The sequence below is a fragment of the Velazquezella soli genome (assembly GCF_977018685.1).
Genome location: NZ_CDRNXF010000004.1, coordinates 2,211,983 through 2,233,433 on the forward strand (window position 1 = coordinate 2,211,983; position 21,451 = coordinate 2,233,433).

Annotated in this window: 24 protein-coding genes; 14 read left to right on the forward strand and 10 right to left on the reverse strand. The window is 59.9% G+C overall.

Annotation, left to right across the window (positions count from 1 at the left end; translation table 11 throughout):
- Positions 1–8: 8 nt before the first annotated feature.
- Positions 9–998 carry a hypothetical protein gene (locus AC0JZ8_RS14130; RefSeq protein WP_174196665.1) on the forward strand — a complete coding sequence of 330 codons (990 nt, stop codon included), beginning with the start codon at positions 9–11 and terminating at the stop codon, positions 996–998.
- A 15-nt stretch (positions 999–1,013) separates the two neighbouring features.
- Here the strand turns inward: AC0JZ8_RS14130 and AC0JZ8_RS14135 are convergent, their stop codons facing one another.
- The 4 genes from AC0JZ8_RS14135 to AC0JZ8_RS14150 all read right to left on the reverse strand — a co-directional run bounded on the left by AC0JZ8_RS14135 (position 1,014) and on the right by AC0JZ8_RS14150 (position 4,980).
- On the reverse strand, positions 1,014–1,856 hold the full coding sequence (locus AC0JZ8_RS14135) for a lysophospholipid acyltransferase family protein (protein WP_471892768.1): 843 nt from the start codon (positions 1,854–1,856) through the stop codon (positions 1,014–1,016).
- 106 nt (positions 1,857–1,962) lie between these two features.
- Entirely contained in the window at positions 1,963–3,963 is a 2,001-nt protein-coding gene (gene thrS, locus AC0JZ8_RS14140) for a threonine--tRNA ligase (protein WP_192076892.1), read from the reverse strand.
- Between the two features lie 211 nt (positions 3,964–4,174).
- The gene (yidD, locus tag AC0JZ8_RS14145) at positions 4,175–4,531 is read right to left on the reverse strand and encodes a membrane protein insertion efficiency factor YidD (protein WP_092662328.1); all 357 of its coding nucleotides are present in this window, start codon (positions 4,529–4,531) and stop codon (positions 4,175–4,177) included.
- Entirely contained in the window at positions 4,531–4,980 is a 450-nt protein-coding gene (locus AC0JZ8_RS14150) for an iron-sulfur cluster assembly scaffold protein (protein ID WP_062456964.1), read from the reverse strand. The genes yidD and AC0JZ8_RS14150 overlap by 1 nt, the downstream gene beginning before the upstream one ends.
- Positions 4,981–5,269: 289 nt before the next feature.
- On the opposite strand from AC0JZ8_RS14150, the gene folE reads away from it, so the two are divergent.
- The 3 genes from folE (at position 5,270) to AC0JZ8_RS14165 (ending at position 7,430) form a co-directional block, all read left to right on the forward strand.
- Positions 5,270–5,884, forward strand: a complete 615-nt coding sequence (gene folE / locus AC0JZ8_RS14155) for a GTP cyclohydrolase I FolE (protein ID WP_062458053.1) — start codon at positions 5,270–5,272, stop codon at positions 5,882–5,884.
- Between the two features lie 8 nt (positions 5,885–5,892).
- On the forward strand, positions 5,893–6,363 hold the full coding sequence (gene hisI, locus AC0JZ8_RS14160; protein ID WP_471892769.1) for a phosphoribosyl-AMP cyclohydrolase: 471 nt from the start codon (positions 5,893–5,895) through the stop codon (positions 6,361–6,363).
- Between the two features lie 104 nt (positions 6,364–6,467).
- The gene (locus AC0JZ8_RS14165; RefSeq protein WP_062458055.1) at positions 6,468–7,430 is read left to right on the forward strand and encodes a patatin-like phospholipase family protein; all 963 of its coding nucleotides are present in this window, start codon (positions 6,468–6,470) and stop codon (positions 7,428–7,430) included.
- 33 nt (positions 7,431–7,463) lie between these two features.
- Here AC0JZ8_RS14165 and AC0JZ8_RS14170 read toward each other — a convergent pair whose 3' ends face one another.
- Positions 7,464–7,898, reverse strand: a complete 435-nt coding sequence (locus AC0JZ8_RS14170) for a CBS domain-containing protein (RefSeq protein ID WP_062456971.1) — start codon at positions 7,896–7,898, stop codon at positions 7,464–7,466.
- 100 nt (positions 7,899–7,998) lie between these two features.
- Positions 7,999–8,772: a rhomboid family intramembrane serine protease gene (locus AC0JZ8_RS14175; RefSeq protein WP_471892770.1), complete on the reverse strand. Its 774-nt coding sequence runs from the start codon at positions 8,770–8,772 to the stop codon at positions 7,999–8,001.
- Positions 8,773–8,998: 226 nt separating this feature from the next.
- On the opposite strand from AC0JZ8_RS14175, the gene AC0JZ8_RS14180 reads away from it, so the two are divergent.
- The 6 genes from AC0JZ8_RS14180 to AC0JZ8_RS14205 all read left to right on the forward strand — a co-directional run bounded on the left by AC0JZ8_RS14180 (position 8,999) and on the right by AC0JZ8_RS14205 (position 14,419).
- A complete protein-coding gene (locus AC0JZ8_RS14180; protein ID WP_062456974.1) occupies positions 8,999–9,586 on the forward strand; it encodes a PAS domain-containing protein in 588 nt (195 codons plus the stop codon).
- 73 nt (positions 9,587–9,659) lie between these two features.
- Positions 9,660–10,271, forward strand: a complete 612-nt coding sequence (locus tag AC0JZ8_RS14185; protein ID WP_062456977.1) for a PilZ domain-containing protein — start codon at positions 9,660–9,662, stop codon at positions 10,269–10,271.
- A 574-nt stretch (positions 10,272–10,845) separates the two neighbouring features.
- Positions 10,846–11,412 (forward strand): transglutaminase-like cysteine peptidase, encoded by a 567-nt coding sequence (locus tag AC0JZ8_RS14190; protein ID WP_092662577.1) that lies wholly within the window; start codon positions 10,846–10,848, stop codon positions 11,410–11,412.
- A 227-nt stretch (positions 11,413–11,639) separates the two neighbouring features.
- Complete coding sequence (locus AC0JZ8_RS14195) at positions 11,640–12,395, forward strand: hypothetical protein (RefSeq protein WP_471892771.1); 756 nt, start codon at positions 11,640–11,642, stop codon at positions 12,393–12,395.
- 118 nt (positions 12,396–12,513) lie between these two features.
- Positions 12,514–14,031, forward strand: a complete 1,518-nt coding sequence (locus AC0JZ8_RS14200; protein ID WP_471892772.1) for an SPOR domain-containing protein — start codon at positions 12,514–12,516, stop codon at positions 14,029–14,031.
- A 103-nt stretch (positions 14,032–14,134) separates the two neighbouring features.
- The gene (locus tag AC0JZ8_RS14205) at positions 14,135–14,419 is read left to right on the forward strand and encodes a hypothetical protein (RefSeq protein ID WP_062456991.1); all 285 of its coding nucleotides are present in this window, start codon (positions 14,135–14,137) and stop codon (positions 14,417–14,419) included.
- Positions 14,420–14,438: 19 nt separating this feature from the next.
- Here AC0JZ8_RS14205 and AC0JZ8_RS14210 read toward each other — a convergent pair whose 3' ends face one another.
- Positions 14,439–14,876, reverse strand: a complete 438-nt coding sequence (locus AC0JZ8_RS14210) for a DUF1489 family protein (RefSeq protein WP_062456994.1) — start codon at positions 14,874–14,876, stop codon at positions 14,439–14,441.
- Between the two features lie 75 nt (positions 14,877–14,951).
- Positions 14,952–16,352: an L-serine ammonia-lyase gene (locus tag AC0JZ8_RS14215; RefSeq protein WP_471892773.1), complete on the reverse strand. Its 1,401-nt coding sequence runs from the start codon at positions 16,350–16,352 to the stop codon at positions 14,952–14,954.
- Positions 16,353–16,570: 218 nt separating this feature from the next.
- Between AC0JZ8_RS14215 and AC0JZ8_RS14220 the strand changes: the two genes are divergently transcribed.
- Both AC0JZ8_RS14220 and AC0JZ8_RS14225 read left to right on the forward strand, forming a co-directional pair.
- Positions 16,571–17,302 (forward strand): DUF599 domain-containing protein, encoded by a 732-nt coding sequence (locus AC0JZ8_RS14220; RefSeq protein WP_471892774.1) that lies wholly within the window; start codon positions 16,571–16,573, stop codon positions 17,300–17,302.
- Positions 17,299–18,288, forward strand: a complete 990-nt coding sequence (locus tag AC0JZ8_RS14225; RefSeq protein ID WP_471892775.1) for a heparan-alpha-glucosaminide N-acetyltransferase — start codon at positions 17,299–17,301, stop codon at positions 18,286–18,288. Before AC0JZ8_RS14220 ends, AC0JZ8_RS14225 begins: the two co-directional genes overlap by 4 nt.
- A gap of 3 nt (positions 18,289–18,291) precedes the next feature.
- Here the strand turns inward: AC0JZ8_RS14225 and AC0JZ8_RS14230 are convergent, their stop codons facing one another.
- Both AC0JZ8_RS14230 and mgtE read right to left on the reverse strand, forming a co-directional pair.
- Entirely contained in the window at positions 18,292–18,678 is a 387-nt protein-coding gene (locus AC0JZ8_RS14230; protein ID WP_092662576.1) for a MerR family transcriptional regulator, read from the reverse strand.
- Positions 18,679–18,754: 76 nt separating this feature from the next.
- Positions 18,755–20,173 carry a magnesium transporter gene (gene mgtE / locus AC0JZ8_RS14235; RefSeq protein WP_062580669.1) on the reverse strand — a complete coding sequence of 473 codons (1,419 nt, stop codon included), beginning with the start codon at positions 20,171–20,173 and terminating at the stop codon, positions 18,755–18,757.
- 214 nt (positions 20,174–20,387) lie between these two features.
- On the opposite strand from mgtE, the gene AC0JZ8_RS14240 reads away from it, so the two are divergent.
- Positions 20,388–20,879, forward strand: coding sequence for a peptide deformylase (locus AC0JZ8_RS14240; RefSeq protein ID WP_430256612.1), 492 nt, complete (start codon positions 20,388–20,390; stop codon positions 20,877–20,879).
- Between the two features lie 74 nt (positions 20,880–20,953).
- On the forward strand, positions 20,954–21,451 hold the full coding sequence (locus tag AC0JZ8_RS14245; RefSeq protein ID WP_092662308.1) for a BON domain-containing protein: 498 nt from the start codon (positions 20,954–20,956) through the stop codon (positions 21,449–21,451).

Genomic DNA, 21,451 nt, shown 5'->3' on the forward strand with positions numbered 1-21,451 from the left:
ATATCCTGATGCCAGGCCTATCGTTCGTTACCCGTATCGCTGCTGCAGGCCTGCTGCTGTTGACCGCTGCCGACCTGGGTTTCGCGCAAAGCGATGCGTTCGGAAGCTTCCGCCAGCTCGACAGCACGGGGAAGATGCCCAAGCTGAACGCCTTCTCGGCCACACCGGGCGAAAGCGCCGGCTCGATCGCGAAGGATGTGCGGTTTGATGCCAGGCTGACGGCTGACAGCGACGTGATGCAGGAAGGTCTTGCCTGGCGCGTGTTCAGCCCGATTGCCGGTGTGGACGGCAAGCTTCCGCTTGTTGCAAGCTCCGACGGCGGATCCGCCGCTTTCCAGCTGGCGCCGGGTGATTATTTCGTGAATGTCGCGTTCGGCCGCGCCGGCGTCACGAAAAAAGTAACTGTACCTTCTGAAGGCGACTTCCAGAAACAGACCCTCGTCCTTGATGCCGGCGGGTTCATCCTGAACGCGGTTGCCGGAGCGGACCAGACTATCCCACCGGCACAGCTGAGCTTCTCCGTCTATGCGGCCGAAGTCCGCGAAAACGGCGATCGGGCCCTGGTGATGTCGGAGGTGAAGCCCAACACGATCGTGCGGCTTGCGACAGGGACCTATCACGTGGTTTCTGAGTACGGTGACATCAACGCCGTCGTGCGTGCTGACATCCAGGTGGAAGCGGGCAAGCTGACGCAGGCTGTTTTGCAGCACAAGGCCGCGGAGGTGTCGCTGAAGCTCGTGTCTCAGCCGGGTGGCGAAGCCATCGCCGACACGGCCTGGTCGGTGCTGACGGCTGCGGGCGACGTGGTCAACGAAAGCGTCAGCGCCCTGCCCTCCATGGTGCTGGCCGAGGGCGACTATCTCGCCGTTGCCCGCAACAAGGACAAGATCTATCAGCGCGAATTCAAGGTGACGGCTGGTAACAACGTGGATGTCGAGGTTCTGATGCGCAATGCCAACCCGTCAGATGCGACGACCGCTGCCGTCGTGCCCGACTGACATCGGCTTCCTGGGTCAACTGGCCTTCTTGAGAAACCGCTCACGTCTGACGGGTCGCATGGAGAAGACGGCACTGTGGAGCAGACCGAGCAACTCCTTGCGGTCTGTGGTCCCAGCCATATCGTCCCAGCTCATCACCCTGCCCACCCGTGCCGTGATCGACGTTCCAGACAGGCGTTTAAACTCGCGGATGAGAAGCGACAGCCTGAATGTCATCGAGATCCGGCTGGCCAGATGAAAGAGCCGACCATTCTGCCCCTCGAAATAGACCGGAACCACTTTTTCCCTGGTAGCCTGAATGAGTTTTGCGGCGAAGATCTTCCACGGCAGGTCGTCGGCAATGCCGAAGCCCTTCTTCGCGGTTGCGACACCGCCGGCTGGAAAGATAATGATGGTCGTGCCGTCTTTCAGCAGCCGTATCGCTTCGTTCCGCGTGTGCATGTTCAGCACCAGCGCCTCCTTCGTCTCCTCGAAGGATACGGGCAGCGAATAGGGTTCCATCTCAGGAACCTTCAGGAGATCGTTGTGGATCAGCACGCGGAAAGGTCGGCCGAGCTGTTCGGCAAGTGCCAGCACGGCAATTCCGTCTCCGATGCCGAACGGATGGTTTGCAACGATGACCAGTGGAGACTGCAGCTGTTCTTCGGGAGGCCATGCGCCTTCGATCTCGAGACCCACGTCGATGATATCGAGCATCTTGCCGAAGACGCGGTCGCTCTTGCCGACGATGTCGGTGCGCCAGATATCATACAGCCGGGCGAAACGATCGCGTCCCGAGAGCCCTTCGATAGACCGGATGAACCAGCGCTTGAAGCGCGGATCCCTGTCATTGGCGTAGGACAGTTCTCTGAACCGCAAATCAGTCTCCCAACGGAAAGGCGCATCCGATGGGAAGGCAATATTACAAAACGATTGCAGTTTTTTGACAGCACCCGCGGACATGGCCCGCGGGCGCTGGTCTTGATCAGGCCGGGCGCTTTCTCAGTGCTGCGCGGCGGCGAAGGTCCGGCGGCGTCGCTTCTTCCGCAAGCGACCGAATCGCCTCTTCTAGCGTCATCGACGTTTGCGCCTGCGAGCCGAGACGACGGATGTTGACCGAGTTCTCCTCGGCTTCCTTCTTTCCGCAGACGATAATGACCGGAACCTTGGTCACCGAATGCTCGCGGACCTTGTAGTTGATCTTCTCGTTGCGGAAGTCGGTCTCGACCTGCAGACCGGCATCGCGCAACTGTTCGGCAACTTCCCGACCGTAGTCGTCTGCATCCGAGGTGATGGTCGCGACAACGACCTGGGTCGGTGCAAACCACAGCGGCATGTGGCCTGCGAAGTTCTCGATCAGAATGCCAAGGAACCGTTCCATCGAGCCGCAGATGGCACGGTGGATCATCACCGGCTGCTGCTTTTCCGAGTTGGCATCGATGTAGAAGGCTCCGAAGCGCTCCGGCAGGTTAAAGTCGACCTGGGTCGTTCCGCACTGCCATTCGCGACCGATGGCATCCTTCAGCGTATATTCGAACTTCGGGCCATAGAAAGCGCCCTCGCCCGGAAGAATGCCGGTCTTGATACGACCGCCGGACTGTTCTTCAATGGTTTTCAGAACGTCCGTCATGACGCTTTCGGCGCGATCCCAGAGATCATCGGTGCCGACGCGCTTTTCAGGACGCGTCGAGAGCTTCACGACCACTTCCTCGAAGCCGAAATCCTCGTAGACGGAGAGGATGAGGTCGTTGATGCGCAGGCACTCGGCTGCCATCTGCTCGTCCGTGCAGAACACGTGTGCGTCGTCCTGCGTAAAGCCGCGCACGCGCATCAGACCATGAAGCGCGCCAGACGCTTCGTAGCGGTGAACGAGACCGAATTCGGCAAGCCTGATAGGCAGTTCACGATAGGACTTCAGACCGTGCTTGAAGATCTGGACGTGGCCGGGGCAGTTCATTGGCTTCAATGCGAAGACGCGATTGTCCGCTCCCTCGTCCTTCGGATGCGTGAACGCGTAAGCGGATTTCACCGCGAACATGTTTTCCTGGTACCAGCCCCAGTGACCTGACGTTTCCCAGAGCGACGCATCGAGAACCTGCGGTGCGTTGACCTCTTCGTAGGTGCCGGCCAGGCGGCGGCGCATGTAGGACGTCAGGGTCTGGAACATGCGCCAGCCCTTGCCGTGCCAGAAGACGACGCCGGGGCCCTCTTCCTGGAAATGGAACAGGTCCATTTCACGCCCGAGCTTGCGATGGTCACGCTTTTCGGCTTCGGCCAGGATATGCAGGTAGTTATCGAGCTGCTCCTGCTCCGCAAAGGCTGTGCCGTAGATGCGCGTCAGCATGACATTGTTGCTGTCGCCGCGCCAATAGGCGCCAGCCACCTTCATCAGCTTGAAAGCCGTGCCGATCTGGCCCGTGGACGCCATATGCGGCCCGCGGCACAGGTCGAACCAGTCGCCCTGATAATAGATCTTCAGATCCTGGTCCTCGGGAATGGCATCGACCAGCTCGACCTTGTAGGCCTCGCCCTTGGCTGCAAATACTTCTCGCGCCTTGTTGCGCGGCCAGACTTCCTTGGTGAAGGGCTTGTTGCGCTGGATGATTTCCTTCATCCGCTTTTCGATCTTCGGCAGGTCGTCCGGGGTGAAGGGCTCGGCCTTGGCAAAATCGTAATAGAAGCCGTTCTCGATGACGGGACCGATGGTCACCTGCGTGCCGGGCCACAGCTCCTGCACCGCTTCTGCCATCACGTGGGCGGCATCGTGGCGGATCAGTTCGAGTGCCTTGGGGTCCGTACGGGTAACGATCTCGATCTGACCGTCGACGACGGGGTCGGAGAGATCGCGCACGGTCCCGTCGATCGCGATCGCGACAGACTTTTTGGCAAGCGACTTGGAAATGGATTCGGCAACTTCACGGCCGGTCGTGCCGGCATCATACGTGCGGACGGAGCCATCGGGAAATGTAAGGGAAACCTGGGACATGTTCTATCTCCTGTCCAGTCCCGCCAACGAATGCGGGTGGTGGTAAAATGGCCAGATCGACCGGCCGGCAACGGGCGCGGTGATAGTGTGTTTCGGGCCGTTAGTAAAGGTTTGGAACCCGCGAACGGATGGTCGGAAAGCCTCTAGCTTCCGAGCTCTGGCGAGCTGCAAGGACTGACGTCATTTGAGATAGTTGGGCTGGGTGTCACGCTTATCCATGACGCCAGTAGCGCCAGGGCATCCACCAGACCTGGCGCTGCCTCTGCAGGTCCGGAACCGGGTCCAGTCCGCCGGAGCCACCCGGACCGCAGCGCGCGACTCGGTACAGTGTCATCCAGAGACCGGGCCAGAGCCCGTGTCGGGCGATCGCCTCGTAGCCATACTCGGAACAGGTCGGAATATGGCGGCAGCCGTTTCCGACAAAGCCGGAAAGAGTGAGCTGATAGAACCGGATCAGTCCCATACCGGCGAGGCGTCCGGGCGTCTTTTTGAACGGGCCCTGCCAGTTGCGCGATCGATAGGGCCCGCCGCGTTTCGTGTCGTGGTCACAATCCGGCGAGCCGCACATCAGGCGGTCGCTTTGTCGGCCCGGTCGCGGACGTCGATCTGATCGAGCGCGTCAACGACGGCATCGAATGTCAGCATGGTAGACGGATGCCGGGCCTTGTAATCCTTCACAGGCTTCAGGTAGCGCATGTCTTCGAAACGGCCGACCGGGCCTTCGCCGCCCTCTTTCAGCATCGACAGCATGTCGACCCTCGCCTGGCGCAGTTCGTCGACAGGCGCGCCGACGATATGCCGTGCCATGATCGACGACGACGCCTGACCGAGGGCGCAGGCCCTCACCTCGTGAGAGAAGTCGCTCACCACGCCGTCACTGACTTTCAGGTAAACACGAACTTTTGAACCACAGAGCTTGGAGTGCTTTTCGGACGTCGCATCCGCATCGTCCATTGCACCCGCGCGGCCAATGTTCCCCGCAAATTCAAGAATTTTCTGGTTATAGATCTCGTCCATGTCGCTCGCTCACGTCATCGTCCTCGACATCCGCTCGACCGATCGAACGCACCGTCTACCGGGATGACCTACCACAATCTGGATTAGGCCCCTATATGTTGTCCGCGACGGGAATTATCAAGGAAACACGTTTTCGAGAAACACGCGAAAACGGCGATGGTATGCCTTGAAAATTCGGAACGCGCAGACGAAAAGTCAGGGAACTGGTATTCCGGCGTGATCCATGGCGATCAGCTTTTTTACCATAGTGAGATCGGATGTGGCCCTGGCCCGCATCGAGGGACACAAGATGGATGCTATTTTGAAGAATTTTCCGGCCTCCAGCCAGAAACAGCCTCGTCCGACCCAGCAGGAAGCTGAGGACGCCGTGCGCGTCTTGCTCCAGTGGTCCGGTGACGATCCGGAGCGCGAAGGTTTGCTCGATACGCCGAAGCGCGTTGCAAAAGCCTATCGCGAGCTCTTTTCGGGCTATGATCTGTCGGCCGAAGAGGTTCTCGGCCGGACCTTCGAGGAGGTCTCGGGTTATGACGATATGGTTCTCGTTCGCGATATACCATTCTTCTCCCATTGCGAGCACCACATGCTGCCCATCAAAGGCAAGGCGACCGTTGCCTATCTTCCGCAGGGCCGGGTTCTGGGGCTGTCCAAGATCGCGCGTGTGATCGAGATCTACGGTCGTCGCCTCCAGACACAGGAAAATTTGACGGCACAGATCGCCAGCGCGATCGACACGACATTGAAGCCGCGCGGTGTGGCCGTCCTGATCGAGGCGGAACACATGTGCATGGAAATGCGCGGTGTGGAGAAGCAGGGATCTCAGACGCTGACGACCCGGTTTACCGGTGCGTTCAAGACCGACGCGGCCGAGCAGGCGCGTTTCTTTACCATGGCCCGCAACCGCTGAGCGCCGAAATGACAATCACTTTTCAAGCGCCGTCGTCGGATAAGGCCGAGCTCGAGGGTGACGGCGCCTTTACGCCGCGTTTCGATTCCGACGGTCTTGTGACCGCTGTCGTGACCGACATTCGCGATGGCGAATTGCTCATGGTGGCGCATATGAACGCAGAGGCGCTCGCGCTGACGGTCGAGACCGGCGTCGCTCACTACTACAGCCGGTCGAGAGCGAAACTCTGGAAGAAGGGCGAGACCTCCGGCAATCTGCAAACTGTGCATGAGATCAGGACCGATTGCGATCAGGACGCCGTCTGGCTCAAGGTCTCGATGTCCGGCCATGACGCCGCTTGCCACACCGGGCGACGCTCCTGTTTCTATCGTGCGGTAAAGAAAAGTGACGGTGGCGCTGTCCTTGAAATACAGGATCAACAGCGTCACTTTGATCCAGAGCATGTGTATTCTGGTCATGATGAGACGGGAAAGCGGTAGGCGTCTGCACCGCTTTCATACCATCCCCACCTGAATAACGAATTGGCAACCAAACGATGCGTTAATTGGCGTACGTGGCTGTGTTCAGCTGAGAGGTGATGGCGATGATGAATTGGAGTTGGAGTCGCAACGAGCGGCAAGCCGCGCCAGCAGACGCTGTCACAAATCGGCTCCAGACGTCCCCTCCTCCCATTGTCATTGAGCAGCCACGCAAGGCAAAGCTGTCTTTAGCACTTGGTGGCGGCGCGGCCCGCGGATGGGCGCATATCGGCGTGTTGCGCGCGCTTGACGAAGCCGGCATCGAAGTCGGGATGATTGCCGGCACATCAATCGGCGCGCTGGTCGGAGGCTGTTATCTCGCAGGCAAGCTCGACGAACTCGAAAGCTTTGCCCGATCTCTGACCATGCGGCGGATCGCGGCGCTTCTCGACCTCACCATCGGTGGCGGCGGCCTGATCGGTGGCATGCGGTTGACGAAGCGAATGCAGGAACACCTGCAGGGCATCTCCATCGAAGATCTCGACCGCCCCTTCGTCGCAGTCGCGACGGAACTTCATACCGGGCACGAAGTGTGGATTTCGGCCGGCTCTCTGATCCGAGCCCTTCGGGCGTCCTACGCGCTGCCGGGGATTTTCGAACCTGTGAAATGCAGCGGCCGCACGCTGGTCGATGGCGCGCTGGTCAATCCGGTCCCGACCTCCGTCTGTCGCGCCTACGAGCAGCCGCTGGTCGTGGCCGTGAACCTCAACTACGATGTCTTCGGCCGGTCCGCGGTTGTCAAACACACTGCAGCCGATGCGCCGGACGATCACGAGCGTTCGCGCCATCAGGACGACCCCCGCGTCGGTGTCACCGGCACCATGGTGCAGGCGTTCAACATCATCCAGGAGCGCATATCGCGCGCCAGACTGGCCGGCGATCCGCCTGATCTGGCGCTGCATCCACGCCTCAACGATATCGGTCTGTCCGAATTCCACCGCGCCGGCGAGGCGATCGACCGGGGCTATGAGGCCACCATGTCGCAGATCGTGGCGCTTCAGCGCATGCAGGAAGTTTTCGCCCGCTGAGATGCGGGCGAAGATGCCGCTCTCCCAGCCGCCTTACCCGGCGATATAGGCCTTCATCTGTTCGGCTTCGATCTCCACTTCACGCAGTCGCGATTTCACGACGTCGCCGATCGAAATGATGCCGGAGAGCTTGCCGTCGGCTTCTACCGGGACATGGCGGAACCGTCCCGCCGTCATCATACCCATCACCTCGTCTGCCGTCTGATCCTCCCGACAGCGCTGCACGGAAGTTGTCATGACGGCCTTGACCGGCTGCTCCAGCGCATCGACGCCTTTAGTGGCGATGCAGTGGACGAGGTCTCTCTCGGTGAAAATGCCGGCAATACGCCCCTCCATCCCGGCAATGATCACGGCACCGATGTTTCGGTCGTTCAAGATGCCCGCGATCTGGCGCAACGTCTCGTCCGGGCTGACGGTCACGACGTTACGGCCCTTCGAATCCAGCATGCTCTTTACGGTCGTCGACATGGCTCGCTCCTCCAAAACCATTCGAACCGAAACGTCTCCCCTCAAAGACGTTTGCGGCACAGTCCCTCGGCGCGAAGTTTAAGACGACAGCAACTGGAGATCAAGCGGGCGCCAATGGTTGGTCATCGGCGGCAATCCTGTCGAACAGGCCGAAAAACAAAAAGCCGAAGAGAAAGCCACCGATATGAGCATCCCAGGCGATCTCTCCGACATCCGATCCAATCAGCGGCAGACCGATGGCGACAAGCACGTTTCCGAAGAACCACATCGCCGTGAAAATCACCACTGTCCGGTTCCGGAAAGAGCCGAGTATGGACTGACGTGGATGGAGATGGCCGAAACTGCGGTCGTATCCGCGGCCGTCCGGGAACGCGAACCGGCACGCGGCGCCCATCAAGCCTGAGACGACGCCTGAAGCGCCGACGAGCAGCGTCTGGTCGCCCCAATGCAGGCCGGCATGGAAGAAAGCTGCCGCCGCTGCCGAGAAAATCCAGAACAGCACGTAGCGGAGAGTTCCGATGCGGCGCACGACCGGCGTTCCAAAGGCAACCAGCCAGAGTGCGTTAAAGCCGATATGCTCGATACCGCCATGCAGGAAGGAATAGGTGACAGGCGTCCACAGCCATTCGAAATTCTGCTCCGCAAACGGAACGACGTAGCGTACGGGCGTGAAGGCGAACCACATCAGCACCGAGATCTGCGCCTCCTCGTCGAGCAAGTAAGCATCGACTAGATAGACGACGGCCAGGAACAGGACCGAGATCACCAGACTTCGGGGAAGATTGAAAACTGGCTGCGACGACTGGTCGTCGATGGCGTCCGCATCCCTGTCCGTATCGTTCGCGGCACCCGGCAGGTCTTGCCTGTCGCTCATCACAATTCCTTCCCTGTTGAAGCGTCAGGCTTACAGGACGACCCGCCTGAAGAAAAGCTGCAGATAGCACCGGATACAAGCACTTAGTCGCCGGGTTCGACATTCTTTCGTCTAGGCTCACCGCTCTGGCATGGTTTTCGCAGCGTTAAGGCTGACCCTCGTGTTGTGCCTTAGAAAGCGGTTCAGCACGGGATGAAGCGTCTCGAAATGGATCACGGGAAAGCGAATGCGAAATCCGGCTACGACGGAAATCTTCGAATACTGGACAGGTCTGTGCGACGGGCGGTTGCCTCCTATGCGCAACGAGATCGATCCGGTCGCCCTGCGCAGATTTCTGCCTCATCTCTTCATCGTCGCAAACGAGGCAGACGACCAATTGACGTTTCGGCTTGCGGGAACGCGGTTATGCGAGTTGTTCGGTGGCGAGTTTCGTGGGATGCCGTTCCGCACGATCTGGGATCTCGAAGAAAACGATCGCGCCCAGGAGGTCGTCATGCAGATCCTCGTCCATGAGAAACCCGCGATTGCCGACGTAGTCCTGAACGTAGCCGGCACGTCAATCGAATGCGAAATGCTGATGATGCCGCTTCGCTCTTCCGAAACCGGAAGCGACCGGGTACTCGGAGCACTTCTGCCTGCCGACGGCCCTTTCCCGGTGGCGGCCAGACCGGCAAGTGGGCTGCATCTTCAAGATTGGGGCTTTGTCGAAAGCGATGAAACCGGCGGGTTGTCCGTCTGCGGGCATGACCAGCCGCAGTTGGTCCAGTCAGGACTTCTGCGCCGCTTCCTGCCGGCGAGCTTCTTCCCACAATGACGGCTTCGGGAACCATATATTAACGCCCTGTCGCTAATGTAGGCTAGGACTCTAGCTGAAAAAGCGCTCATCCATGTTTTCCGGCACCTCGTCTCAGGCATCCGTTTCGCAAGCAACTGCAGCGCAGCGCTCATTCCAACGCGTCTCCGTGAACATCGGCGGCCGCTTGATGCTGGCCGACCATGAGGAATATGCCTGCACCGCGATCGAGATGTCCCCCGGGGACGTCAGCTTCCAGTGTGCCGGTCGTCCACGGACCAACGAGCGGGTCATCGCCTATCTCGATCACGTCGGCCGCCTTGAAGGGACAGTTCTCAGTGTTGCCGGCGGCGGCTTCCTGATGATGATCAACGCGACCGACCGCAAGCGCGAAAAACTTGCCGCACAGTTGACCTGGATCGCCAACAAGCATGAACTCGGGCTGCCGGAGGACCGTCGCCACGATCGTCTCACCCCGCGCAACACCCGTTCGGAGATTACTCTCGACGACGGGCGCCGCTATCCGTGCCGGCTGCTTGACCTATCGCTTTCCGGTGCGGCGGTCGACATCGAGACCCGTCCGTCAATCGGGACCCCGCTCCGCCTCGGAAACATGCGCGGACGCGTGGTGCGTCACTTCATGGAAGGCGTCGCGATCGAGTTTCACTCGGTCCAGTCCCGCGAAGCGCTGACCGAGTTCCTCTAAGCCTCATCATATCCATTTTCTAACCCGCCTGCCCGCAGCTGAGTTGTGCTGTGTCTGCTCCGGCGTGAATTCTTACGATCACCGCCATCGTCAGCGGCGCTGGACTCGCTGGTCCGACACACAAAATCCCGAAAAAACACGTCGACAGAATTATTTTGTGTCTTTTCGGGATTTTTTTCGCGCAGTTTTAGGCGGCGAAACGGGCTGTTTTGCTCGCGATTTTTTCCCGGAACGCGGCGAAGCAAAGCAAAAGGCACAGGCAGATCTAAGACTCCGCTCACCTTTCGATGATGTCACGTTTCATCAAAGCGATGCAGTATCAGGGAGATAGGAGCGGATAGGTCAAATTTACCTCGCATTTTATGCAAATTCGCCGAAAAAGCAGTGCGTATTTTATGAAAAAGCACGTCGAATTCGACGCGTATTTTCGCCAAAGTTGATTAGAATAAGCATCTGATTTTACTGCGGTATTTCGCGGTCAATCAAAGGGTCTGAGGCATTGTTTCCCCACAACGGGGAGACAAGAAAAATGAACTGCCGTAAAGCTCTCGCATTCGCAATCGCCGCCGCTGCAATGATCGGCTCCATGACCGTCCAGTCCTTTGCGATGCCATCCGGCGCCATGCGCGTTATCGGCAAGGCAAACCCGCCGATCGGTCATTACGAATTCTGCAAGACCTACACGAGCGAATGCGTGGCATCCTACAAGGACGCCGGCCCCGTGGCACTCACCGAAGACACCTGGCGCACGATCCTCGACGTCAACTACACGGTCAACACCTCGATCACACCGATGACCGACCAGGAAATCTACGGCGTCGAAGAGCGCTGGGCATACCCGCGGACCGTCGGGGACTGCGAGGACTTCGTGCTCCTGAAGCGGAAGATGCTGACGCAGCAGGGCATTTCGCCTTCCAACCTGCTGATCACGGTCGTGCTGCAGCCGAATGGCGAAGGTCATGCAGTTCTGACCGTCCGCACCGATCGCGGCGACTTTGTCCTCGACAACATGCGCAACAAGGTCATGATCTGGACCGATACGGAATACACATACCTGAAGCGCCAGGCGACCGATGATCCGGCGCGTTGGGTCAAACTCCAGGACGGCCGGGCGACCGCAGTCGGCAGCGTCAGCCAGTAAGACAAGATTACCCCGACGAACGATCGACCATGTCATCATTCAGAACGCCGGCAGGGCCTCCGAGGAGGTATCCTGCCGGCGATTCCATTTATGGCGCTCACCACTGTCGCGCGACTATGACTAACGATCCATTAACCACAAATCCGCAACAATGGCGGTATCGCTGCCGGCGCGGTCGCACCCCTCGTTCGGTCCGCCGGCCACTCCAGTGACGAGAGCCCGGCCGCATGCAACCCGACAGCCTTAGTGAAACGGACAGCCCGCTTCTATCCAGGCGAACCCTGTACAAGATCACCGGCATCGTGATTGCGCTTGGCATAGTGACCAGCGCCATCAGCGTTGGCGGCCGATGGCTCGGCGAGCGGATGATGCTGGGTGGCCATTCCGAGAGCACCGAGACATTCGACTTGGTGATCGGTCAGGATACGATCCAGCTTTCAGCCAACACGCTCCGTTTCAAAGAGCAGAGACGGAGCGGTGCAACTGAACGGGCGGATCTTTATCTGACCTGGCCGGAAATGATGGGCTACAGCGCCACAAATCGGGCGCGATTCGACACCGTCTCCCAGCCGGCATCTCTGATCTTCGTACAGATGTCGCAGAGCACCATGTCGCGCGACATGTCGGGGCGGCTTCAGCCGATCTACGAGGGACTTTTCGAAGGCCCGGCAGAACCGGCTGAGCATGGGCTGACACTGCATCGCCTCCGGGCGGACAGCGGTTACGGGAACGAGGTGATTCTGACGGGCGCACAGCCCGGTGCCGCCTCTCCCTACGCCGTGCGTTGCCTTTTTCCATCGGCGGGAGAGCGCCCTACCAGCGGGGACTGCCAGCGCGATATCCGAGTCGGGCAGGATCTGACCGTGCTTTATCGATTCTCCAGCGCGCTTTTGCGCGACTGGCAGAAGATTGACGCCGGAGTTCGAACATTTGTCCAAACCCGCCTTGTGACCGGGCACCCGGTAGCGCAGGTCAATCGGTAAAATGGTCCTCTGCGAAGCAACCAAACGTTCATCATAAACCTCTTGGTAACGCTGTTCCCCTAGATTGCCTGACAACGGGCCCATCGGGGGCGCTGAGCCCGGACGTAATACAACCACCATGCAAGCGATGAGTGCGGCAGTGTCGAAGAGCATGTTTTCCACAATCCTCCCCAAGGGACGCGTGGCAGTGCCGGGAAAATTTCTCGGTTGTCTTTTTACGGTGATCTTGGCCTTTTCGAGCCTCGCCAGTCCGGCGCATGCCGATCCGAAATATGCAGGGATCGTCGTCGACGCCAAGTCTGGAAAGGTTCTTTACGGCGAGGATCCGGATGGTCTTCGCTATCCAGCTTCGCTCACGAAGATGATGACGCTTTACCTGACCTTCGAAGCGCTCGAGGCTGGTCGTATCACGCTTGACACCAGGGTTCCGGTTTCTGCGCATGCTGCGTCCGAGCCGCCTTCGAAACTGGGTGTGCGCCCCGGCGGCGCCATCAATGTCGATCAGGCGATCCGTGCACTCGTTACGCGGTCGGCCAATGATATGGCGACAGCTCTCGGCGAGTTCGTCGGTGGATCCGAAGACCGCTTTGCGCAGATGATGACGAACAAGGCACGTGCCCTCGGCATGACGCGTACGACGTATCGGAACGCACACGGCCTGCCCAACACGGCGCAGATGACGACGGCACGTGATCAGGCGCGTCTCGGCATCGCTCTTCGCCAGCATTTTCCGCAGTATTACGGTTACTTCTCCATCCGCACTTTCAATTTCGGCAAGCAGACGATCGGCAACCACAATCGCCTGGTCGGGACTGTCCGCGGCGTCGACGGTATCAAGACCGGTTATACCCGCGCAGCCGGCAGCAATCTGGCAACGTCGGCACAGCTCGACGGTCGCTCGATCGTTGCAGTCGTGCTCGGTGGCCGCTCCAGCGCCGCTCGTGATGCGACCATGCGCAAGCTCGTTGCGGAATATCTACCGAAAGCCTCCCGCGGCGGTCAGAGCAACCTGATCTCGCAGGCTCCGTCCGCTCCGGTTCCGACACCATCGCTTCCCGTCGCAAGTCAGCCGCGTGTCGCTGCTGCAGTATCCGACGCCCGTCAGGTTTCGGCTCTCGACCTTCCTAACAGTGGCCCCATGCCCGGCGCTCGCTATGACGAGACGGCAGCACCTGCTGCGACTGCCTATCTCGGCGAACCGTCGCAGAAGCGAACGGCTTCGGCAGCGATGAACTCCGCAATGCTCGGTTCTGGCGCTGTCCCGACCCCTGCCCCGGAATATGTTCCGAAGCGCAGTGGCGCCGGCGAGCGGGCCGAAATGGCGGCAATCGATTCGGTCACCACGGCATCCACCCGCGATACGCCCAAAGTGTCTCTCAAGGGTGATGTGTCCGGTTGGGTCATCCAGATTGGCGTCTCGCCCAATCCTTCGATGGCAAACGAACTCCTGCAGGATGCGCAGGATAAAGGCGGCAAGGTATTGCGTTCCGCCAAACCCTTCACAGTCGCCTTCAGCACCAATGGCGGCCAGGTCTATCGGGCACGTTTCGGAGGCTTCGGCGACCAGAAGTCCGCGATCGATGCCTGCAATATCCTGAAGAAGAAAGGCGTGAACTGCTGGGCGTCGATACAGTAATCGGCCCATCAGACGACCACTGAAAAAAGCTGCGCCAGCCACCGTGTTTTGTATCCGCCGGCGCAGTGAAATCTCGATAGTAATGCGTAAAACGGGGTTTCCTATGGGAATGAATGAAAACAGTATCGGCTTCGTCGCCAACGCGACGAAGTCCAAGGCCCGCGGCATTGCGCTCAATCCGCTGCACGAAGCGGCCATGCGGCTTGCGGGAATGGGAATGGCGGGAATGAACCTCTCTTCGCGTTCCCGCGAAAAGACCAAGGATCTCGTCACCCTGCTGCTCAGCCATGGAGCCCGTGCGTGGCGCCAGTCGCAGCCACCGGCTCAGATCCATCTGCATGTCGGGCTGCGTGCCGGACGCGCGTCGGTCCGTTTGAGACTTCGCTGACTGAGACTGGGCTGAATAGCTAGAGAAGACCGAGTTCGGCGAGGTGTCGCCGCAACTCTTCCGGCAGCTGGGTGACATCATCTCCCAGTCCGCCGAGGTCCTTCGGGATCTCGTTATCGAGGAGATAACGCCAGCCCTGAAATGGCCGCTTCGGCATCGGCGCGGTTTCGATGACTTCGGGACCGAGCACCAGCTGGCAACGGCCGATACCATCCTCGCCCTTAACTGTGCGAACCTCCAGAAGCTTCTGGCGCGCAGAGACCTGCCCCTTGATCACCCAGTAGAGCGACCCGCCATCGACGAGCTCTTCCACGCGCTTCGGCATCATTCGCGTCGTGTGGATGCTGTGGGGTTCAAGGCCGGCGGACATGGCGGTCAGAGACCGCTCGGCCACCCAGTCCCTCAGGTCCTGGATGGAGTCGGCGCCGACGCAGAGCTTGATCAGATGTAGAGCCATGTCCGTTCAAAGCCGCAAGGACTACGCCGGGTCAAGTCGGATCTTTCAAAACGGACAACGCCCCACAGGAAGCTCTCAGCACTCGACCACGTTCACGGCAAGCCCGCCGGTCGAGGTCTCCTTGTACTTCTCGTTCATGTCCATGCCAGTCTGGCGCATGGTTTCAATACAGGCGTCGAGCGGCACGAAATGGCTTCCGTCACCCTTCAGGGCCAGAGACGCCGCCGTCACGGCCTTTACGGCGCCAAGCGCATTGCGCTCTATACACGGCACCTGGACGAGGCCTGCAATGGGATCGCAGGTCATGCCGAGGTGATGCTCGAGCGCGATCTCCGCAGCATTTTCGATCTGCTCCGGCGAACCGCCCATAACGGCGGCGAGACCTGCAGCCGCCATGGCCGCAGCCGACCCGACTTCACCCTGGCAACCGACTTCGGCACCGGAAATCGAGGCATTGTGTTTGATGATGCCGCCGATCGCTGCCGCGGTCAGAAGAAAGGTACGGATGTCTTCCTGCGTCGCGTCGTCGTGAAAATGCAGATAATAGCGAACCGTGGCTGGAATGACCCCAGCGGCACCGTTGGTCGGCGCGGTCACGACACGGCCACCACCGGCATTCTCTTCGTTGACCGCCATCGCATAGACCGAAAGCCAGTCATTGGCGAGAAGCGGGTTGAGCCGATTGCTGCGCCATTCCTCGTTAAGGCGGTCGTGGATCGCCCGCGCACGGCGCTTCACCTTGAGGCCACCCGGCATGATGCCGTCGACCTTCAGACCGCGATCAATGCAATTCCTCATCGCGTCCCAGATCCGGTCGACGCCTTCGTCGAGTTCGGCCGCGCTCATCTTTGTCAGCTCGTTGGCGCGTTTCATCTGGGCAATCGTCAGGCCAGAACCCTGCGACATTTCGAGCATCTGTTTGGCGGACGAGAATGGATAGGGCACGCGCGCATCGCTTGCCGTCTTCTTGGACGCCCGCATTGCCTCCAGTTCGGTGTCGGTCACGATAAAGCCGCCGCCGATCGAATAGTAGATGCGCTTCAAGAGCAGCCGTCCGTCCCGATCCAGCGCCGAGAAGCTCATGCCGTTGGCATGGCCGGGCAGCGGCTGCTTCTTGTCGAAGATCAGGTCCGTTGCCGGCCTGAACTCGTAGCTGGGGTGGCCCGGCGGGGTGACGCGACCGGTGCGTTCGACGTCTGCAATGATCGCGTCCATCCGATCGGGATCCACGCTGTGCGGCTCTTCGCCGACAAGACCGAGGATAACTGCCCTGCCCGTTCCGTGCCCAATGCCGGTAAAGGCAAGCGACCCGTGGAGGCTGACCTTCAGCGCCGCGACGGCAGCACCCGTCGGGCGTGGCCAGTCATTGGAAAGGAGGAGCTCCAGGAAACGATTGGCTGCCGACATCGGCCCCATCGTGTGCGAGCTGGAAGGACCGATACCGATTTTGAAAACGTCGAAAACTGAAAGAAACATGATTGTTCACGGGACCGTTCGTTTGGGCAGAGGCTACGCCAAACCTGAGTTCGGCTCAGGCGATCACCCGACATCCGCTTGGACACGAGCGACATGCATCACAGAGACACGCTCTACAGATAGGTGTTGCAAAAACCTATACCAGGCACACGCCTCTTGCCCGGACAGCCGAAACAAAGCAAGACGAAACGAGGCATACACGATTTGTGGCGAGACCCATGACGACTGCGGACTATATCGCGCTGGCACTGTTTCTCGCCCTCTGGGCCCTTTATTCCTGGCTCACAGCGGGGTCTGGCAGTCGCTTTTTCCCCCGCTTGAGCCTTAACCGGGCCATGGCGGAGCGGCGTCGGAACTGGATCTACAACTCGCTTCGGCGCGATCTCAAGATGATCGACACGCAAATCCTGGCCGGTCTGCAGAACGGGACGGCCTTTTTCGCCTCGACCTCGATCTTCGCGATTGGTGGCTGCTTTGCGCTGCTTGGCTCGACCGACAAGGTGGAGGACGTGTTCAGCAATCTGCCCTTTGTCTATTACGGCGGGCGCACCGCGTTCGAGCTCAAGGTTGCCGGTCTGACGGTGCTGTTCGGCTATTCCTTCTTCAAATTCGGCTGGGCCTACCGTCTGTTCAACTACTGCACCATCCTGTTCGGCGCTTTGCCGATGATGCACGACACGAATGCCGATCGCGCCAAGGCGGAGCTGGCGGCAGACCAGGTTGTGCGGATGAACATGATCGCGGCCGGCCATTTCAATGCGGGCCTGCGGGCGCTGTTTCTGTCGATCGGCTACCTGGGATGGTTCGCCGGCCCCTATATGTTCATGGCGATGACTGCGATCGTGGTCTTCGTTCTCACGCGCCGCCAGTATTTCTCCGATGCCCGTCTCGCGCTGATGGATCCGGCGATCGACACCAAAGACAAACAAGAGCGGGACATGCGCACGTGACGTTATCCGAGACCCAACCAAACGCACCTCGCGTGCCACGCATCGTCTTGATCGATACGCTGCGCGGCGTGGCACTGATCGCGATGGCGACCTACCATTTCACCTGGGATCTCGAATTCTTCGGCTATCTCGATCCGGGTACGGCGACGCAGGGCTTCTTCAAGATCTACGCCCGGTTGATCGCCAGTTCGTTTCTCTTTCTCGCGGGTGTCAGTCTGGTTCTCGCGCATACGCCGCAGATTCGCTGGCAGTCCTTCGCAAAACGTCTCGGCATCGTTGCCGGCGCAGCACTTGCCATCAGCGTCGCGACATTCGTCGCCTTCCCAGGCGAGTGGATCTCTTTCGGCATACTGCACAACATTGCGCTATCCAGCCTGATCGGGCTGGCGTTCCTGCGGCTACCTCCCACGCTGACGGCGGCAGTGGCCGCAATCATCGCTGGTCTGATGATCGTTGATTACATCGTCACGCCCGGAACGCTCGAATCGGCGCTGTTCGATACGCGCTGGCTGGCCTGGATCGGCTTTGCCGAGGCTCCGCCGCGCTCCAACGACTATGTGCCGCTGTTTCCCTGGGTTGCCGCTCTGCTGGCAGGCGTCGCTGTGACGAAGTTCCTGATGACGCGCAACCTGCTGCCCCGCATTGCGCAGGTCCAGACCAGACAGAACCTGCTCTCAAAGGCCGGGCAGCACAGCCTGCTGATCTATCTCGTGCATCAGCCGGTCCTGATCGGTCTTGTCTATCTGTTCTCGCTGGTCCATCCCGCCCCGCCGCCGGATGTTCGCAAAGGGTATATCCTGAGCTGCGAGAGGGGCTGCGTAGAGAGTGCCGACGCCAATATCTGCCGTTCGTTCTGCACCTGCACGGCCGACCGGTTGATCGCCCAGAACCTGATGACACCGATGCAATCTGGCGCGATCACGCCCCAGGACGACCGTATCCAGATGATCGCGCAGGAATGCGCAATCGCTGCTCCTGCACCCTGACGGTCAGGTACCGACGCCGATTTCGGCGAGACGGGTGAGGCAGGCCTCCTCGACATTGTCGAGTTCAAGCAGTGTTTCCTCGATGTCCTTGCGCTTCTGGCGCAGGTCGTCGCGTTTCTCATCGACCTTCTTCATCAGAAGCTTGAGCTGTCCCATTTCGCCTGGAGGCTCCTTGTAGATCTGAACGATCTCGCGGATTTCGGCGATGGAGAAGCCGATGCGCCGTCCCCGCAGGATCTCCATGATCAGCCGGCGGTCGGCCGCCCTGAACAGGCGCGTCCGGCCGCGTCGCTCCGGATGGATCAGCCCTTCATCTTCGTAGAATCGCAAGGTGCGAGTGGAAACGCCGAACTCACGGGTCAACTCGGTGATGCTGTAATATTTGTTCACGGCCACATCCTGACATTTCTGCCTCAAATAATTGACTTTTACGTAACAGTCAATTTTCGTGGATGTGACTCCCGACTTACCCGATTGCGAACCACCAGGTGGCGAGGCCGAGGAACGAAAAGAACCCGGTCGTATCGGTGATGGCGGTCACAAAGACCGCGGACGATACGGCGGGATCTGCCCCTGCCCGGTTGAGGAGGATCGGCACCATCAGACCGGCGCTGGCGGCGGCGACCATGTTGATGAGCATGGCCGTCGCAATCAGTCCGCCGATATTGGGATCCTGAAACCAGAAGCCCGCCACCAGCCCGACGAGTGTGCCGATCAGACACCCATTGATCAGGCCGACGCAGATTTCACGCCGCGCGACGCGCCAGGCATTGTGGATATCGAGATCGCGGGTCGCGATGGCGCGCACCGTGACCGTCATCGTCTGCGACCCCGCATTGCCGCCCATGCCGGCGACGATCGGCATCAGGATCGCCAGCGCGACCACTTCTTCGATCGTGGCTTCGAACAGCGAGATCACGGAGGCCGCTACAAATGCGGTCAAGAGGTTGACGAGCAGCCACGGCACGCGAGACCGCGAGATATCGACCACGGTGTCGGACAGTTCTTCATCGCCGACGCCGCCGAGGCGCATGATGTCTTCTTCGGCCTCTTCCTGCATCACGTCGACGATGTCGTCGATCGTCAGGACGCCGACCAGCCTGCCGTTTTCATCGACGACGGCGGCCGAGAGAAGGTCGTATTGCTCGAAGAGCTGTGCTGCCTCTTCCTGGTCCATGTCGGCGGGGATCGGATAGTTCGTCTCCCGCATGATCGTCTCGATCTTCACCTGCCTGTTGGTGCGCAGGATGCGGTCGAGATAGATGACGCCGAGCAGCTTGAAGGTCGGGTCGATGACGAAGATCTGCGTAAAGCTCTCCGGCAGGCCTTCGTCCTCGCGCATGTAGTCAATCGTCTGCCCCACCGTCCAGAACGGCGGCACAGCGACGAACTCCGTCTGCATGCGGCGACCGGCCGAGCTTTCCGGATAGTCGAGCGCGCGTCTGAGGCGAACCCGCTCAGTGAATGGAAGCTGCGCGAGAATCTCCTCGCGATCGTCTTTGTCCAGATCTTCGAGAATGTAGACCGCGTCGTCCGAATCGAGACCGCCGATGCCCGCAGCGATCTGCGCGTTCGACATCTGCTCGACGATCTCCATACGGATCGCCTCGTCCACCTCCGTCAGGGCCGTCAGGTCGAAGTCGGTGCCGAGCAGCCGCACCATCGCGTGGCGCTGATCCGGAAGAATCGATTCGAGAAGGTCGCCAAGTTCGGATTCGTGCAGGCGCGCCACGTACTGGCGGAGATAGAGAACATCGCGATCGGCGACCGCCGCCCCGACACGGGCGAGGAAATCGGGGCGAACCGCGCCCTCTTCGGTATAGATGTCGTGAGCCGGATCGTTGGCCTTGCTGCGACCGCGGGTCTCTTCGCCGATATCGCTCATTGCCGCCCTCGCTATCCGCATCTCGCAGGTTGAAGATAACGGCAGAAACTGATTTTCAACAACCAGATAACCGTCTTAGATCGAACGCATTTGCCGCTTCATTCCAGCTAGAGCAAATGGTCGGGATGGTCCAGTGCGCAATGGTCAAACATCTGTGGCGAAACGGTTCTCGCCATGCGAATGGGAACGCTTGAGAGACGAGGAAGGATAACGAATGGCACCCCTGACGATATTGCGATATCCGGATCCCGGCCTGTCAAAGCCGTGTCAGCCGATTACCGTGTTCGACGCAGCACTCGAGACGTTCGCGCAGGATCTGCTCGCCACCATGCGGGCTGCACCGGGCGTCGGAATCACCGCCGCGCATGTCGGGGTTCACATCCGGCTTGTCGTGCTCGAACTGTCGGCGAAAGACGGTCCGCGCTTTTATGCCAACCCGGAAATCCTTTCGTTCGGTGAGCAGGTAATGCGCTACACCGAGGGAAGCGTATCCATGCCAGGTGCGACCGAAGAGGTCGAGCGTCCCGCCATGATCCGGTTCCGCTATCAGCGCCTGGACGGGACGCACGCAGAAGAGGACGCCACGGGCTTTTACTCCGTCTGCATGCAACATGAGATCGACCAGCTGGACGGCGTCTTCTGGCTGAAGCGTCTATCGAGGTTGAAACGCGACCGGTTGGTCCGCAAGTGGGAAAAAGGTCGGTAGAGGAACCAAGGCTGTTCCTGACGGTTATCGAGGCAACCCTCTACCGACTGACGAACCTTACGGAAGGAACCACAATGCCCGCCACCCGCAAGCCCGACGATATTTCCCGCGAAGAAGATTTCCGCGATTACGACGACCGCAACATCGACGAAGGCTGGCCTTATGACGATGCAGCCGGTGCCGGTGCGCGTCCGGTCGGCAACGCCGCCTATGGCGAGCCTGCTGCGAACTTCGAAAGCGATCGTAACGAAGGCTACCAGGTCGAAGGCATCGAGGCCGACGGGCAGCAGGAACGGCTTGTCGACAGCGATACGCCCGCAACGATCGGGGTCGAAGAATCAGACGATCTCGAGGAGCGCATCACGGACGCGATCGAATCGCTCGATATCGCCATGATGGATGCCATCGACGTGCATGTCGATGACGGAGAGGTCACGCTCGAAGGCCTGGTCGACGAGGCATCTGCCGTGCGCATCATCGCTGCCAAGGTAAAAAGCATTTCCGGCGTGAAATCCGTCGTCAACAACCTGCGCGCTGGCGGCGTCGATGGACGTATGCCCGACGAGGACTGA